The organism is Salipiger sp. CCB-MM3 (genome assembly GCF_001687105.1).
Classification (GTDB): Bacteria; Pseudomonadota; Alphaproteobacteria; order Rhodobacterales; family Rhodobacteraceae; genus Salipiger.
Window position 1 is genome coordinate 25558 of record NZ_CP014597.1, and the last position, 15119, is coordinate 40676.

General features: G+C 57.5%; 15 protein-coding genes. 4 read left to right on the forward strand and 11 right to left on the reverse strand.

From position 1 onward, the window contains the following. Nucleotides 1-142: 142 nt before the first annotated feature. Entirely contained in the window at nucleotides 143-622 is a 480-nt protein-coding gene (locus AYJ57_RS20525) for a hypothetical protein (protein WP_066110536.1), read from the reverse strand. Between the two features lie 290 nt (nucleotides 623-912). Further along, nucleotides 913-1854 carry an AraC family transcriptional regulator gene (locus AYJ57_RS20530; protein WP_237220274.1) on the reverse strand — a complete coding sequence of 314 codons (942 nt, stop codon included), beginning with the start codon at nucleotides 1852-1854 and terminating at the stop codon, nucleotides 913-915. A gap of 180 nt (nucleotides 1855-2034) precedes the next feature. On the opposite strand from AYJ57_RS20530, the gene AYJ57_RS20535 reads away from it, so the two are divergent. Together AYJ57_RS20535 and AYJ57_RS20540 are read left to right on the forward strand one after the other, a co-directional pair. Continuing rightward, nucleotides 2035-2862, forward strand: coding sequence for an NmrA family NAD(P)-binding protein (locus tag AYJ57_RS20535; protein WP_066110540.1), 828 nt, complete (start codon nucleotides 2035-2037; stop codon nucleotides 2860-2862). Nucleotides 2863-2890: 28 nt separating this feature from the next. Further along, nucleotides 2891-3304, forward strand: coding sequence for a DUF4345 domain-containing protein (locus AYJ57_RS20540; RefSeq protein ID WP_066110542.1), 414 nt, complete (start codon nucleotides 2891-2893; stop codon nucleotides 3302-3304). A 120-nt stretch (nucleotides 3305-3424) separates the two neighbouring features. On the opposite strand, the gene AYJ57_RS20545 is transcribed toward AYJ57_RS20540, so the two are convergent. The 3 genes from AYJ57_RS20545 to AYJ57_RS20555 form a co-directional block, all read right to left on the reverse strand. Continuing rightward, a complete protein-coding gene (locus tag AYJ57_RS20545) occupies nucleotides 3425-4255 on the reverse strand; it encodes an SDR family NAD(P)-dependent oxidoreductase (RefSeq protein ID WP_066111025.1) in 831 nt (276 codons plus the stop codon). 716 nt (nucleotides 4256-4971) lie between these two features. Next, complete coding sequence (locus AYJ57_RS20550) at nucleotides 4972-6066, reverse strand: glycerol dehydrogenase (RefSeq protein ID WP_066110544.1); 1095 nt, start codon at nucleotides 6064-6066, stop codon at nucleotides 4972-4974. A gap of 95 nt (nucleotides 6067-6161) precedes the next feature. Then, nucleotides 6162-6860, reverse strand: a complete 699-nt coding sequence (locus AYJ57_RS20555) for a metallophosphoesterase family protein (RefSeq protein ID WP_066110546.1) — start codon at nucleotides 6858-6860, stop codon at nucleotides 6162-6164. A gap of 84 nt (nucleotides 6861-6944) precedes the next feature. Here AYJ57_RS20555 and AYJ57_RS20560 point away from each other — a divergent pair, with 84 nt between their 5' ends. Further along, the gene (locus AYJ57_RS20560; protein ID WP_157374322.1) at nucleotides 6945-7622 is read left to right on the forward strand and encodes a hypothetical protein; all 678 of its coding nucleotides are present in this window, start codon (nucleotides 6945-6947) and stop codon (nucleotides 7620-7622) included. A gap of 56 nt (nucleotides 7623-7678) precedes the next feature. On the opposite strand, the gene wrbA is transcribed toward AYJ57_RS20560, so the two are convergent. Next, complete coding sequence (wrbA, locus tag AYJ57_RS20565; RefSeq protein WP_066110550.1) at nucleotides 7679-8272, reverse strand: NAD(P)H:quinone oxidoreductase type IV; 594 nt, start codon at nucleotides 8270-8272, stop codon at nucleotides 7679-7681. Between the two features lie 241 nt (nucleotides 8273-8513). Between wrbA and AYJ57_RS26000 the strand changes: the two genes are divergently transcribed. After that, a complete protein-coding gene (locus tag AYJ57_RS26000) occupies nucleotides 8514-9146 on the forward strand; it encodes a hypothetical protein (protein ID WP_157374323.1) in 633 nt (210 codons plus the stop codon). A 161-nt stretch (nucleotides 9147-9307) separates the two neighbouring features. On the opposite strand, the gene pncA is transcribed toward AYJ57_RS26000, so the two are convergent. From pncA to AYJ57_RS20595, 5 genes are all read right to left on the reverse strand, one after another. Next, nucleotides 9308-9949, reverse strand: coding sequence for a bifunctional nicotinamidase/pyrazinamidase (pncA, locus tag AYJ57_RS20575; RefSeq protein WP_066110554.1), 642 nt, complete (start codon nucleotides 9947-9949; stop codon nucleotides 9308-9310). A 102-nt stretch (nucleotides 9950-10051) separates the two neighbouring features. Next, nucleotides 10052-10840 carry a hypothetical protein gene (locus AYJ57_RS20580; protein WP_066110556.1) on the reverse strand — a complete coding sequence of 263 codons (789 nt, stop codon included), beginning with the start codon at nucleotides 10838-10840 and terminating at the stop codon, nucleotides 10052-10054. Between the two features lie 17 nt (nucleotides 10841-10857). Next, a complete protein-coding gene (locus AYJ57_RS20585; protein ID WP_066110558.1) occupies nucleotides 10858-12219 on the reverse strand; it encodes a nicotinate phosphoribosyltransferase in 1362 nt (453 codons plus the stop codon). Nucleotides 12220-12280: 61 nt separating this feature from the next. Beyond that, nucleotides 12281-14026: an NAD+ synthase gene (locus AYJ57_RS20590; protein ID WP_066110560.1), complete on the reverse strand. Its 1746-nt coding sequence runs from the start codon at nucleotides 14024-14026 to the stop codon at nucleotides 12281-12283. Nucleotides 14027-14176: 150 nt separating this feature from the next. Next, nucleotides 14177-14650, reverse strand: a complete 474-nt coding sequence (locus tag AYJ57_RS20595) for a DUF2939 domain-containing protein (protein WP_066110561.1) — start codon at nucleotides 14648-14650, stop codon at nucleotides 14177-14179. Nucleotides 14651-15119 lie beyond the last annotated feature (469 nt).

Here is a 15119-nt window from a genome sequence, read left to right on the forward strand (position 1 = left end):
ATGCGTCGCATAAGACGCAAAGACGGTTGTTCGCTCCTGCAAACTCAATGTCGATATTCAGATACTTATGGAGAACGCTGCCGAGTGCAGGACCCCCGACGGACGCTATCATCCATTCGATAAATCTCCAATGATTAAAGGGTTAGCGACACGCTTTGGTGTAGGCAGCCAGAGTTCTAATCTGTTTTCCTGTAAGCGGTTTCGAGATCCTGACTGTGGGTAGTCTGTTGTAGGGGAGCTCTGAGACGACGCCGTCGCAATTCTCCTGGTATATGGTATTTGTGACGCCTTGAGCGCCATTGGTTTGCCAAGGGAACTTAGGTCCGTCCATAAATAAGATGAACGTTCGGCCGCCCACCACCGACGCGTAGATGTCGCGAGCAGTGGTGAGGTCGATTTCATATCTTTTCGCGTGAATGACCGCATCTTTACGGTAGCCGCAGGCACGGGTATACGTGGCAACGACCTTGAGGGTGCAGCCGTCGACAGTGGCGACGACCTTCTGGGCGTCTGAATCTGTCGCCAGAATAGGGGGGATTTCGGTCGGATCGGGGGATATTTGGCGAAGGCCAAACCAAACGCCGAAAGAAATCGTTACTGCAGCTAGAACAAACTTCAACATAATCACAAGCGGCTTACTTATCTGCGAGTGACGCTAGTCGGCAATACTTTACCTGGTCAACCCCTAGGAGAAATTGGCGCATTGAATTCAATTTTTTAGATTTGAAGGTGAGGCCCGCGCTCCAGGACGGATGGGAGCCTGACCGATCGAGACTTGGGCTCGGTGAAAAAGTCGCGTGGCCGTCTAGCAAAAGATCGCTGGGATCATAGCTGGGATCATAATCAGCAAGCGTCAGGGGGAACCGCGTCGCTGACTTAGGCGCCACGGGCACTCTCCCGCTACCTAACCAATTAGTTTTCTGTCCGCCTGACCTGTCCCGGGGTGATGCCAAACACGCGCCGAAAGGCACGGTTGAAGGCGGGCTCGGACTGGTAGCCAAGATCAGCGGCGATGGTGGCAATTGGCAACTTGGTGTCTCGGAGAGATTGGCGAGCGAGGTTCATTCGCCATTCGGCAAGATATTGCATCGCAGGCGTTCCAACGAGGCTGGTAAAGCGCGCGGCAAACGCAGACCTTGACTGACCGGCCACCTGCGCCAACCGCTCCACCGACCAATTAGCTGCCGGGTCGCGATGAATGGCAACGATGGCGCGGCCGATCTGTGGATCTCGAGCAGCCTTGAACCATCCTCTGTTGGCGTCAGGTGAGCGAGCAAGCCAGCGCCGGATAGCCTCGATCACCACGACGTCCGCCAAACGCGTTATCACGGTCTCACCACCTGGGCGGAGTTCACGGGCCTCTCTAGCTATGAATCGCAGTGTGCCCTGCAGCCAGCTTCCTGCCTCTTCGTCCCATGGGTCCACCTTCAGTACGTCTGGGAGCAACGCCATGAGTATTGGGCTCGAGGCATGATCAAGCCGCGCGAGGCCGTACATGATGCTGCACTCGGTTCCACCGCCGCCGAATTCGACTGTCTCGTAGAGCTCGGTCACCTTGCGTATCGGTAGCTCTTCCAGCTCCATCAATCTGGCGCCCTGGTCGCTGAAGAGGCCGATGGGTGCGCCATGCGTCATGAGGACGAGGTCGCCCTTAACGACTTCAAAGGCGTCGTCCTCTCCGACTTTCAGCCACGCGCGCCCATCGATAACGACGATGAAGCTCATCACCTCCGGGAAGCCGGGAATAGCGATGCCCCATGGCGCGGTCATCCTAGACTGACAATAGAAGGTTCCGGTCAGCTTGAGCAGATGCAGGACTTCTCCCAGCGGATCACCGATGGGCTGGGCAAGCACGGATGGGTCAGGAACATGAGGCTCTACCATAAAGGAAAGATGCAGAAAGCCATGCCTTCCGTCCAGGCTCTTTGGACGATCTGCTAATAAGTGCGGACGATGGAGAATGGTTCATCCAGAAATTCTGGGCGACTTTGGGCTACCGAATTTGAAACGCATCCCATCGTAAGGAAAAAGCCCATGCAAACCAAACCAATCCTCGTACTCGGCGCTACCGGAAAAACCGGCTCCCGCATCGCAGATCGCCTTGAAGCCCGGTCGTTGCCAGTCCGCCGCGGCTCCCGATACGCTGAACTGCCCTTTGACTGGAGCGAGCCGGAGACTTGGCGTCCCAACCTGAAGGACGCCGGAGCTGTCTATATCTCTTACTACCCTGACATAGCAGTTCCCGGCGCGGTGGAGACGGTAAGTGCCTTCGTGGAGCAAGCCCGAGCCGCAGGTGTTGGCAAGCTGGTACTACTCACCGGCCGCGGCGAGCACCACGCCCAGCGCGCAGAAGACGTCGTCCGGAATTCGGGTGTGCCGTTTACTATTGTGCGCGCCGCATGGTTCGCCCAGAACTTTTCCGAAGGAGCACTGCATGCGCCGATCCTGGCGGGTGTTCTGCCAATGCCAGGTGGCGACGTGCTGGAGCCGATCGTTGACGTCGATGACATCGCGGATGTTGCCGTCGCAGCCTTGTCCGACGACGGGCATGACGGACAGCTCTATGAGGTTACCGGACCGCGCCTGTTGAGCTTCGCTGAAATGGCCAGTGCGCTATCCGCGGCTTCTGGGCAGCCGATCGCCTATGTGCCGATTTCCTTTGAGGAGTTCCACGGGGCACTCAAGAAGGATCAAGGGGACATGGTCGCGGATGTATTGACCGGTATTGCTCGAGAGACGTTGGACGGCCGCAATGCGCATTTGGCTGATGGTGTCCAACGCGCGCTTGGACGTGCTCCACGCGATTTCACGATCTTCGCTGATGCGGCTGCCCGTGAGGGCGCATGGGCCGTGGCAGCGTAAGCAGTCTTTGAATCGAAAGGATCTCCAGATGACACGGTTTTGCCGACTTACTCTCGGTGCGGCAGGCGCCACGGCGCTCGGCATTGGCCTCGCCATTACATTCATCCCACAGGTCTTCTACGCCGGCTACGGAATGGAAATCAGTACACATCCAGCCGCCCTGAGCGAGCTTCGCGCCCCAGGTGCCAATCTCGCTGCGCTTGGAGTGGTGATCGCCGCCGGAGCCCTCCGCCAAGACATGGCGCGCTTTTCCGCGCAGCTCGGCACTGTCGTCTTCTTGGCGTTCGCCGCCGGGCGCATCGTGAGTTTCTTGCTGGATGGGTGGCCCGGGGAAGCGATCATGACCGCCTTGCTGATCGAAGGTGCGATAGGTGTGCTGTGCCTGTTCGCTTGGAGGGGGCTTGAGCCCAATCCCTTGCGCCACCGACAAGCGGCAGCGTGAACAAGCTGATTGTTTGTGAGAAGGCGAGGCATTGCTGCGATGCCTCGCCTATGTCGCTGTTCGGGGCTTGTGCCGGAGCTAAGGCGGACGGATGCTCGCGCCCGCTCACATGGCCCTACCTTATACGGCTTTGAATTTTTCAGAGTATTCGGAGTGCCAGCGGGAAAGCGGAGGGCGGTTTTGAATGATGTCGCCTGCAGCCCAGGCAATGCGTCTCTCATCCATCTCTCGGGTGACCTCGTTGTCCGGGCATAGAATGTAGAAGTCGTCTCCCTCGAGAGCGTCGAAGAGGAACTCCGCGACCTGGTCAGGGGTCCATGCGCCATCCGGCTTTTCAGTGCGGTCACCAGCTGTCAGTGGCGTGAAAACAAATCCAGGGATCAATAGGCGGGCTTCTACGATGCAGTCCTCGATATTGCGGAGTTCGTGCTGAAGGGCCTCGGTGAAGGTCTTCACTCCAGACTTTGAGACATTGTAGGCCGGATCGCCCGGAGGTGTGGTGATCCCTTGTTTGGAGCCCGTGTTCAAAATCAGTCCGGGCTGGTTCGAAGCAATCATGCCGGGTGCGAAGATCTGCGCGCCACGAATGATCCCCCACATGTTCACATCAATGATGCGCTGCCAGTTGTCTTCCGGGTCGAAAATTGAGCTTCCAGGCTGCATGCCTGCGTTGTTCATCAATACATTCACGGGACCAAGGTCAGAGGTTACGCGCGCTTCGAGGGCCCGAATTTGTTCGATGTCGCCGACGTCAGTTTTTACGCTCATGACTTCCGCCGCGCCGGCCGACTTGAGATCGTCTGCCGCTTTTTCGAGCGCCTGCTCCGAGACATCGGCTATGCAAACCTTCATGCCGTGTGCTGCGAAGCTCTTGGCTACGGCTAGGCCGATGCCAGAGCCGCCCCCGGTGACGACTGCGACATTGTCTGGTGCGATTGCTGCATGCATGATCAGGCTTCCTCGTGGTTTGATCGTTTGCCATTCGAAGTGGCTCCAAGACTTCCGTTTTCCACCCAAAGTTCGTCTTCGCTCGAGCTTAACGCGTGCGGCCTAAGTCATTGCCTGAATGACAAGCATGCGCACGTAAGCTATTGAAACATTGAGCAGGACGACCGTGACAAAACACCGAAAGCGACTGCTGAGGCAGATCGATACTCTGGCTCGCAAAATGCCCGCTCTGAAGCGGCCGTCGCGAGCGTTGCTAGGGCAAGGATGGTCCGTGATCAGAATGCCGACTGCAGTGCTGCTGATCCTCGGCGGACTCCTCTCGTTCCTGCCTGTCCTCGGTATCTGGATGCTACCGCTAGGTCTGATGCTTCTGGCTGTCGATGTTCCGGTGCTTCAGAATCCAATGTCGTCCGCATTCATTCGATCTCGGCGGTGGTTTGCAGTCCGCCGGAGGGCGTACAGGCGCGCCAGGTCCAGCCGATAGGACCCATCACGGCGCTACAATAGTACCAGTGATGGGCCGCCCATTACCGTGGGTTGCTAGACCAAGCGGGTTCACTTGGTTGGCTTAGCGTCGACCTCTAAGTCAGCACGCTTATGGGATATCTTGTCTCCAGCGAGGAGATTGCAAGATGGTTGTCACGGCTTGTCGGTGGCATGTGCCCGTAGGCGACGGCCCAGTTCAATACGCGGAGCTGGACCGTCTTGCCTGATCAAGTTCAAGCAGCCTTCTTTGCGAGCGTATCCACCGCAAGGATCGCGTCCGCGATGTCATCGGCGGAGAGATCGGTGGCGAGATTGCGCAGGGTATCGCTTTCAGAGTTTGCGAGATCGCCGACCTTTTTCAGGTCCTCGCGAGGTGCATTCTCGAGGTGGAGTTCCTTGAGGGTCACGGGCATGCCGATGGCGCGGTATAGCTTGATGAACTTGAAGACATCTTCTTCCGGCCGTTGCTCAAGAACCATCTGGACAAGAGTGCCGTATGCGACTTTCTCACCGTGTGTGAGGTGGTGAATGTCACCATCCAGGGCCGTGAACCCATTGTGGATCGCGTGGGCGCCGGCAAGACCGCCGTTCTCGAAGCCGAGCCCAGACAGCAAAGTGGATGCCTCAACGACGGCCTCAACGGCAGGCGTTACAAGGCCCTCTTTAACAGCTGCGTAGGCAGCCTCGCCATAGGTCAGCAAAGTCTTTTCACAGGCTTCCGCGATGGCGATGCCGGCGATCGTAGGCGCGCCGGACACCATCGTTTTCGACCGAGATTTCAGGACAGCCTGGGCCTCCACGTTGGTGGCAAGACCATCGGCGATCCCGGAAGCGAACAGGCGGGCAGGGGCCTGGGCGCAAATGCGGGTGTCGACGATCACGAGATCAGGGTTCTTGTTGTAGAACCGGTAGCCCTCGAAGACGCCTTGATCGGTGTAGATCACCGACAGTGCCGAGCACGGCGCGTCTGTCGAGGCAATGGTAGGAACGATCGCGACAGGCAGGCCAAGGTCGTCGGCCGTGCCTTTGGCGGTGTCCATGGCCTTCCCGCCACCCATGCCAACAATCAGGTCAGCGCCTTTGGACCTCGCAAGTTCTGCAAGGCGGGAAATCTCGTTCTTGGAGGCTTCCCCGTTGAACTCCTCGTGGTGGAATTCAGTCTTTCCCTGCATGGCTGCGCTGGCTTTCTCTCCAACGATCTTCCATGTCGTCTCATCCGCGATGATGAAGGCTGACTTGCCAAGTGTGGCAAGTTGCTCGCCGAGTTGATCGATGATGTCGGCGCCCTGAACGTAGCGAGCCGGGGAAGCAAAAATGCGAGTGGTCATGATAGGTACTTTCCTTAATCTACCGAATGGTTCGGTGTCGTAAGGCGATGTATGCCACGGTATTCCATCAGCAAGAGGAGCGGACCCCTCAGTTTTCAGAGAGTTTTCGTGATTTGACCCGTCTTCGGAAACTGCCAGGGCGTGGCGAGCCCAACTCCTCTGACGGCGATGCCGCTATCTAGCCGATCCGAGTAGTTCTTGTGATGGTGGCCATGGATCACGAGCGACACGTCCATGTCGGCCGCCAGCTGGTCAATGAACTCAAAACCGTGTTCGTGGCAGCTCGGCGCTTCATGCGTGATGAGGACATCTGCTTTCTGAGCCCTGAGGCTTTCGACCGTCCAAGGCATAATCGTCGTCAGGTGCTTTCTGGGAAGGCCGCCATTGATGCGCTCGTTTCGAGGTGTCCGCGCGATGAGTTCGGCTTCTGAAGCGACAAGCGCCTCTCCGTCTCCGCGCCAGACCTTCTCGCGTACGATGCCGCCCAGGCCGGCGATGCGAAGTCCTCCGACCTCGATGATTTTACCGTCGATCCGGTGCCCGTCGAAGTCCTTTAAAAGATCAATCTGGTTGTCGAGGGAGGCATCGTGGTTCCCAATGATGAAGCGAAGATCGAGCCCCATATCGATCAAGCGACCGAATGCCTCCCGGGTCCGGTCCGCCCCACTTGGGTCCAGTTTCCCATCCGAGAAGTCACCGAGGACAATCACCGTCCTGGTGGAGCTATCGATAGCCTCGAAGAGCGGGTTCCACTTTCCGTGCGGATCGCCATAAATCAGAAATTCAGAGTTCATACCCATCTTCACTAGTTAGAAATATAGGATAGCGCAGTGCAAGCCGAGTGTGTAGCCTGCATGTGAAATGTGTAAGAAATTCTGATGAATACGACTGTTTCCCTCGAAGATCGCGTGGCGCATACGTCTAAGCTGTGGAGAGAGCTGGCCAACCGGGAGATGCCCTGGGTCTGGGACGATATGGAGATCAGCTACCATGTCGGAAACCTCCTGGCGCGCTTCCTTCCCAAGGTGATCGACTTCGCGAACAAGCTTCAGGCCAAGGAAAGCGCTTCGGGGCGGACGCTCGAAAGCATTTACGACGAAATCAGAGAAATCATGGAGCCTGAAGCGGTCTTTTCAGACCGGCTTTGCTGGCTTCGAGATGAGACCGCGGAGGCTCGGCTGGCCGGCACCGCGACTTGGATGGAGGTCGAGGAAGGCACGACGTCTATTTTGAGCCTTTTGAAGACGGAAGCACCGGAGGTGTCCGACGACGAACTGATCGAGAACCTGCTTCTCGTGACGGTTTTCTTTGAGGGCTACGACCTCGGGCTTCCGCAAACGTCGTATGACAAGCGCAAGCCGCGGTTCGATCCGGAGCAGCTGTCGAACAAGATCCGTGAGCTTGCGGCAACCGTGGATCGGAAACTTATGATCGAGTCCGCGCTCGATGGCTACGTCAAGGACCGCAAGAAGCTGCAGTACCCGAAGGATGTCGTCCAAGAAGCATTCAAGAACGGCGTTCTCGCCGACTTGGTCCCTGCCGAGGCCACGGACTAAATTAGTCCGTCATCCCACACGCAAGTCTTTCCGGAGCCTGCGTGTGGGATGACCCTTTATCCAATCAGCCTTGAGGTCACTTCGACCAACCGTTTTGCCTGATGGGCGACCGATGCCTTACCGGCGTCGTCAAACTGCCCAGCTTGCGCAGAATAGCCGTATGGATTTCCTCCCGAGGCATAGATGACATCGCTGGTATAGCCCGGGGGCACAATGATAGCGCCCCAGTGCATCGCGGACGTGTAGAGGCCCAACGTGGTGGCTTCCTGGCCGCCGTGCGTGTTCTGGGCGCTGGTGGTCGCGGTAATTGTCTTGCCTGCGAGCTTGCCCTCAGACCAGACCCCACCAAGCGTGTCGATGAAGGCGCGAAGTTGAGATGCGGACTGGCCGTAGCGCGTTGGGGCGCTGAAGAAGTAGCCGTCGGCCCAGACCATGTCATCAGGGGTGACGACGGGAATGTCTGCCATCTTCTCGGCTTGCTCCTTCCAGGCATCCTGACCTTTGACGACTTCCTCGGGCGCCGTTTCAGCGACCCGCAGAAGACGAACGTCAGCGCCGGCCTCCTTGGCGGCCTCTGAGGCCGTAAGAGCGACTTGGTGGTTGGTGCCGTAGGTCGAGTAGAAGATCACTGCGATCTTTGGTTGTGCCATGGTTCCTCCTCCAGATGCGGGTTTGGGCCCGTGGACGAGAAGATAGGGCGCTCGAGCGGGACAAAAACAGTTGATCTTACCGATAACCGTACTCTTGCTTGAAGTCGATCTAAAGCTCCATCAGCCAGTGGTTGGCGATATATTGCGCATTCCGTGATCAACTCGAAGTCGGCCATATAATCGCGGTGTGAACTGTTGTACTATATCGCAAATATTGTTTTAGGTAATTGAGGCAAGGCAGATGAAGCCCGGAGACTGGACATGGCTTGAGCTGACGAAAGTCTTGCTTGGTGTTCTCACGCCACTGACAGTTTTTTATCTTTCATTTGTTGTTGATAGCGCAATCCAAGATCGTGAGTTCTCTAGTCTGCAAGCTGAGGCAATACGAGAATACACTCAGGACATTTATTCCCGTCGAGTGCGCGCCGAGCTACTCGCGGCTGGTCTTAGACGTCATGCCGAGGAGCCTACTGATCAGTCTCTTTCCGAGGTTATTGAGCGCAAGGCTCGGTACGATGAAGCTTACTCGGAGTGGAACAAGAAGAGCCAGGCTAACTTGCTGGTGATAAGAAAACTGCTTGAGTCTGATACATACACAGAGCTGGAGGATATTGTCGAGCAAGGGCTTGTCCTTGAAGGATTCAAGAGGCTGGATAACTGTCTCACAAATGCTTACCACGAAGCTATCAGGGGGCGAGATCCTGTTAGCTTGATGAACGATTGCGATACGGCTTATTTATTGGATTTTGTTTTAAGGTGTGGAAGTAATATATCGGATGGGTTGTATGGATTATCTAGATCTGGTGGCGGAGATAAATTATCGGCGATTAAGATAGATAAGAGCATAAAAATTGCATGCGGATATCCGGTATAATAAGCCTAGACCGTATGCTATTCTCGTATCAGATGGCTAACTTTAGTGTGCGCGGCCAGCGATCTATAGATGCTCTATGAAATGGCGTATACTGGATGCTGCGTTGAGATGCGCTTAGCGCTCCGCTCGTCGCGGAGCGCTAAGCGCACTTGCATACCGGTTTAAGCGAGCATGACACCCGCCGCTTTCATAGCGCCCTTCTGGGCAGCAACGCCAGCCGGATCGATGCCGCGGCAGGCGTCCTCGATGAGAGTGACCTTGAAGCCCAGCGCAGCGGCGTCGAGGGCCGAGAAGGCCACGCAGAAATCAGTCGCCAGTCCGCACATCACCACGTGCTCAATGCCGCGCTCGCGCAGGTAGCCGGCAAGCCCGGTCGTGGTGGTCTTGTCGTTCTCCAGGAAGGCGGAGTAGCTGTCGATCTTAGGGTTTGTGCCCTTGCGAATGATCATCTGCGCCTTTGCCATCAGGTGATCGCTGAGTGCAATCTTCGATCCGAAGCTTCCTTGTACGCAGTGGTCTGGCCAGAGGACCTGCTCACCGTAGGGCATCTTAGTGGTCTCGAACGGCGCCTTGCCTTCGTGTGCGCTTGCGAAGCTCTTGTGCGAGGCAGGGTGCCAATCCTGGGTGAGGACGACGTTGTCGAACATCTGGATCAGATCGTGGATGGGAGCAATTACATCGTTGCCCCCAGGGACCGCGAGAGCCCCGTCGTCCTTGGACGTATCCGCCGGAAGGAAGTCATACTGCAGGTCGATCACGATGAGGGCAGTCTTGGGTTGGTCGATGGTGTTGATGTCAAACATTGGTGGTCTCTTTCAAGTTTCCTGACCCCACCATTGGGGCCGGTAGGTTGGTGCGCCGCCCGCAACCCCAGCATGGGGCCCGGGCACACGCCTTGCAGGGGATCAGTCGCCCATGCTCTTGCGATTTTCAGAGTCCGAACGCGCGCGCCACTTTCCGTCATCCCGCAGGATAAAGACCCGCTCCGGATCGTCGATATAGATGCATTTGGTTCCAACCGGCTGCCCATTGGGGAAGTCAGTCTGCGGATCGCGGTCTGCAGTCGGTTCGACTTCGATGGCCACACGAAGGTGGGGCGGGTACTCCTGCTCGTAGTAGTTCCAGAGCTTTGCCGGCACCATGTCCATCCAGGCCGGATCACGGCGCTCGATCAGCATCCGGGCTTCGCTTGAGGAGATGCCGTCTTCCGTGCGGTCCAGGATGTGGATCCGTTTCCCGGTCTCGGGGTTCTCCCAGACGTTGAAGCGGCCGCGCGTGAAGGTCGGCTCGCCCTTGAGCGAAGCGAAGTGAGCCTCGTACCAGCGGGCTTCATGCTTTGATCCGGAGTAGAGGTCGGTCGGTTCAGGGAGCTGGTTTCTCGCGATGCGGTCGAGGACGTAGTTCCCCCAGTCCGCAGTGCGGTCGGTCGCGCCGATATCTTGCAGCATGCAGATCTTGAAGGCGCTGCCCCAGATGCCTTGATGCGCAATGCGCTTTTGGTCCGCGGTGAGCGGGTTGCCCTCGACCCCATGCTTCTCACACGAGCCCAGGCCCATGATGTTGACCGAGTTGTCGATCATCATCTGGCTTTCTATGCCGGCGTGGGCCAGCGTCTTCACTTGCTGGCGAGAGATGATGAGCCCGACACGGTCGTTGCTGATGCGGGGATCGATTTTCAGAGTTTTGGTTACCATTTCAGAATCTCCTCGCTTCAGACTTCGACCGGAATGTCGGCGACGCCTTCAGCCCCGAAGATCTCACGGTAGTAGGCGATCTCTTCTTCGGGGCCGGTGGCCTTGGTGTAGTTGTCCGAGAGTTTCACTGCGCCGACCTTGCCGCCGGTTTTGAGGTCCTTCACCTCGGTGACTTTGCAGACGAGCGAGATCGGGTTGAGGTCGGTCCCGCCGCGGGGATCACAATCTCTGAAATCGTTCGTGGCATTGGTGCCCCAGCCAAAGCCGCAGCGGATGCGATCTCTGAACTTGTTGCTGAGGTCGATCATCAGCTTGTGGTCGAGGCCGTCCGAGAACAGCTGCAGCTTTTCGCGCGGATCGACGCCGAGCGATTTCCAGAACGCGATCTTCTCCTCAGCCGCGATGTAGGGGTCCTTGCTGTCTTCTCTGAAGCCGGTCCAGTGCTCGATGTTCGGGAAGCAGCTTTCTGCATTCTGCAAAAACTGAGTGGAGCCGAACGTGTCGGGAAGGGCCACCAGAAGGTTCCCGCTGAAGGTCTGTTCCCATTGCTCGAGGACGCGGTACTGGCTCATGAAGACCGAATGCCTGTCGGAAGGCTTCTCACCGTCTTGCATGCCTTCCAGGCGGGCCAAGGCGGTGATCGTCATCGGGAGCTCGTGCGCGTTGGTGCCGATCGCCTCGAGGTCCATGCGCATGGCGTGCAGCGCGTTCGATGTGCCGATGAAGCCTGCGCCGAGTTCCTCCTGCATGGCCTCGATCACGAACTCCTGCCAGAGGAATCCGTGACGGCGCCGGGTGCCAAATTCGGCAATGCCGCGGACATCGGCTTCCTTCAGTGCCTTCAGCTTGGCAACAAGTTTGGAGGTCGCGTTCGCATAGAGGACGGTGAGCTCGTACTTGGACATGTCTGCCATGGCCGCGCGGGACTTGGCTTCGTTGATCACTGCCAAAGCGTAGATTTCCCAAAGCGTGTGTTCGAACCAGGTCCCACTGAAGGTGATGTGGTATTCGCCGTCCCGGATCTCGAGGTGATAGTCGGGCAGCTGCAGGTCGGCGAGCGCGGCAATGAAGTCGCCGGGGAAGATGCCTTCCTGGCCGTAGAAGCTGTTGCCTTTGAGCCAGATGAGCTCCGACTTGGTGAAGCGTAGCGAGCGGACGTGGTCGAGTTGCTCGCGGAGTTGCGCCTCGGGGACAATCGCGGGCAGCTTCACTGCCTTGGTGCGGTTCTTGACGGTGAAGGTCACACCGACATCCGGATAGTGCTTCCAGATGAAGTAGGCCATCAGGAGCTTGTAGAAGTCGGTGTCCATCAGCGAACGGACGTAGGGGTCGAATTTATAGTTCGCGTTGTGGATGCGCTGAGCAAAGTTGGTGGTCATGGTGTTGTCTCGAAAATAGAATTGGGGGAGGGCGCCCAGTTCACCTGGGCGCGCGCAAAATTCAGAAGGAATAGACGCCTGCAGTCGGGTACCGCCACCCGGCGCCGAAATCGGTCGCGTTGATTTTCACACCCGGCGGTGCTTGCATCCGCTTGTATTGCGCTCTGCGCAGCAGCCCGGCGATCCGGTCCGAGTAGGTTTGTGCGTCCATGCCGCCAGTCAGGCGGGGCAGATCGTTTCCGAACGTCTTTTCCAGCCGGGTAGCAGCGACCTTCGCACTACCGAATTCTTCGACCAAGATACGCAGGACAAAATCGAGCGCCTCATAGTCACCGAGGGTGTTCGCGTCCTCCTGGTCGTCGGCGAGTTCTGCTGATGGCGGCCGATCGATGATCTCAGTCGGGATGGGATCGCAAGTATCGAAACCCTCGTATCCATTGCGCCAGCGGGCCATGGCGAAGGCGTCGGTTTTCCACACGCTTTTGAGAGGGTTGTAGCCACCGCTCATGTCTCCATAGAGCGTTGCATAGCCCACGGACATCTCCGACTTATTGCCGGTCGACAGAAGGATGGTGCCGGGAATGGCATTGGTGATGCCCATAAGCTTGAGACCGCGCAAGCGGGCCTGATAGTTCTCTCGAGCCAGTGCAAGATCGGGTTCTTCACCCACCTCCGGAGCCAGTTCCTCGCAGAAGGCGGACATCGCTTCGTCGACAGCACTGAAGGCATCTTCGATGCTGATGGTACGCTGATGGATATCCAGGCGGTTCATCAGGTCGGTGGCGAGGTCGATGCTTTCTTGGCTTGTGTACGGGCTGGGCATCATTACCCCGATGACGTTTTCAGAGCCGATTGCGTCGGCAGCCATAGTCGCTACCAGCGCACTGTCGAGACCGCCCGAGACGCCGAGGACGACCCGTTTCATGCCGGTCTTGCCAAGGTAGTCTCTGAGGCCCAGAATGCAGGCTTGATAGTCGGTCTCGATGGGGTCCGCAGGGTAGAGTGCGCGTTCTCCGCCCTCGAAGCCAATGGTGGTCTGTCCCAGCTGGTCACGCTTGAGGGATACCTTCAGTTCGGCGCGATCGAAGGCCGGCCCCTGCAGAAGGCTGCCGTCCGGGCTGTGGGGATCGGGATCGAAGGCAAAGCTGCCACCATCGAAAACGAGCTCGTCCTGACCGCCGTACTGGTTCACGTAGATGAGGGGCAGGCCGGTCTCTTTGGCGCGCGCACGAGCGTGGCGCAGGCGGACATCGTGTTTGCCGCGCTGATAGGGAGAGCCGTTGATCACCAGCAGTACATCTGCAAGCTCGTCCGCAAGGCCACGAGAAACCCGGCCATGCCACATGTCTTCGCAGATCTGGACGCCAAGCTGGAAGCCGCGGAAGGAGAGGGGGGCAGGGCGGCTACCTTCGGCGGAGGCAAAGACGCGGCGCTCGTCGAAGACATCGTTGTTGGGCAACTCGGTTTTCATGACGGTACGGATCGAGCCGTCGACATCGATCAGCAGTGCCGCGTTCCCGGGAAGGGTCGTTCTTGCGACAGGTGCACCGATCAGGATGGCCGGGCCCTGCTTTTCGACGACGGCCTGGCGGATGCGCTCGATGCCGGCATCAACTTGCGAAAGAAAGCCGGGGCGAAGCACCAAGTCTTGCAGAGGGTAGCCGGAAATGAAGCACTCAGAGAAGACTAAAAGGTCCGCGACCGCATTGCGGTTCAGCACGTCGAGAACGATGTTGGTGTTTCCGTCGATATCCCCGACGGTCGGGTTGTCCTGCACTAGGACAAGATGCAATGCATCCTGTGTCATGTATGCTCCCTCTCATCCCACAGTGGGACGGAAATCTTGCTTAGGCCGCAACCCCACCATTGGGGCTCGGTAATAAAGATATGGCGCCAGCCTATCCATAATTCAAGGATAAACTGACGCCATTGTTTGGAGGTCGGTCGCGTGGTGTTGTCAGACCATCCCGAGGGCGGCCGGGTCGAATTCAACACCGACCACTTTCCAGGTCAGGCCGCGAGGTGCCATTACGAGGCTTACGGGACCTGCCTCAGTCTCGAGGTTGATCTTGAACCGCGTGACGCCGAAGCCGAAACTGTAGTCCATGTCCCCGGTATCGGGTCTCGCTCCCATACCGCTGTTGGCCCAGGACGTGACCGCTTGCTCGCTGGCAAAGTTGTCCAACATATCGTTGAGAATGGCTTTCGTCATCTCGCGCGCCATGGGGTTCTGTTCTGCAGCAACGATGTCGTCGATTTCGGAACGGACATTTTCATGGAGGGCATCGAAATCAATCTTGGCGACAAGGGCGTCGGCATCCTGGTTGTCGATGGCGGATTTGAGGCTCGAGGCAGCGATCAGCGGGCTGGCGAAAACATGGGCACTGAGAGCAACAAGTGCGAGAGCGCCAGCGGCGATGTATTTCTTCATGTAATTCCTTTGAGGGGTTGTGTGTATACAAGTAAAGCGCATTTGAAGCCCCATGTAAATAGAATAGAATTTCTGGCGGTCAGCTTCACCATTCTCAGAGTGCTTTGAGGCTGTAGTCGCCATTCAATCAATGATTTTTCTGATTATTTCGCTTACTCAAGGTCACGCCTTGAGGCGCCATTTAGGATTGCGAGGCGACCCGCAAGAAGTTCGGTTTCCCCTTGTAGGGATTGGTTCTCCGGGCTCTTGGTAAGCGGTCGTCATGGTTTGACGATGCGTGCGGAAACAGGGAGAAGCCCCATGGACGTTACCCCGACTCTGAAAACGGGACGTATGTGGTCGGGCTGGTGGTATTGTCAGATGGTCTTGAAATCGTACGCGTTGATGCGGACTCCATCGCAGCGTAGATTGGCATCTACGACTTTCCGCAACAGTTCGCTGACATCGACTATGATCCGCGGACGGCGGA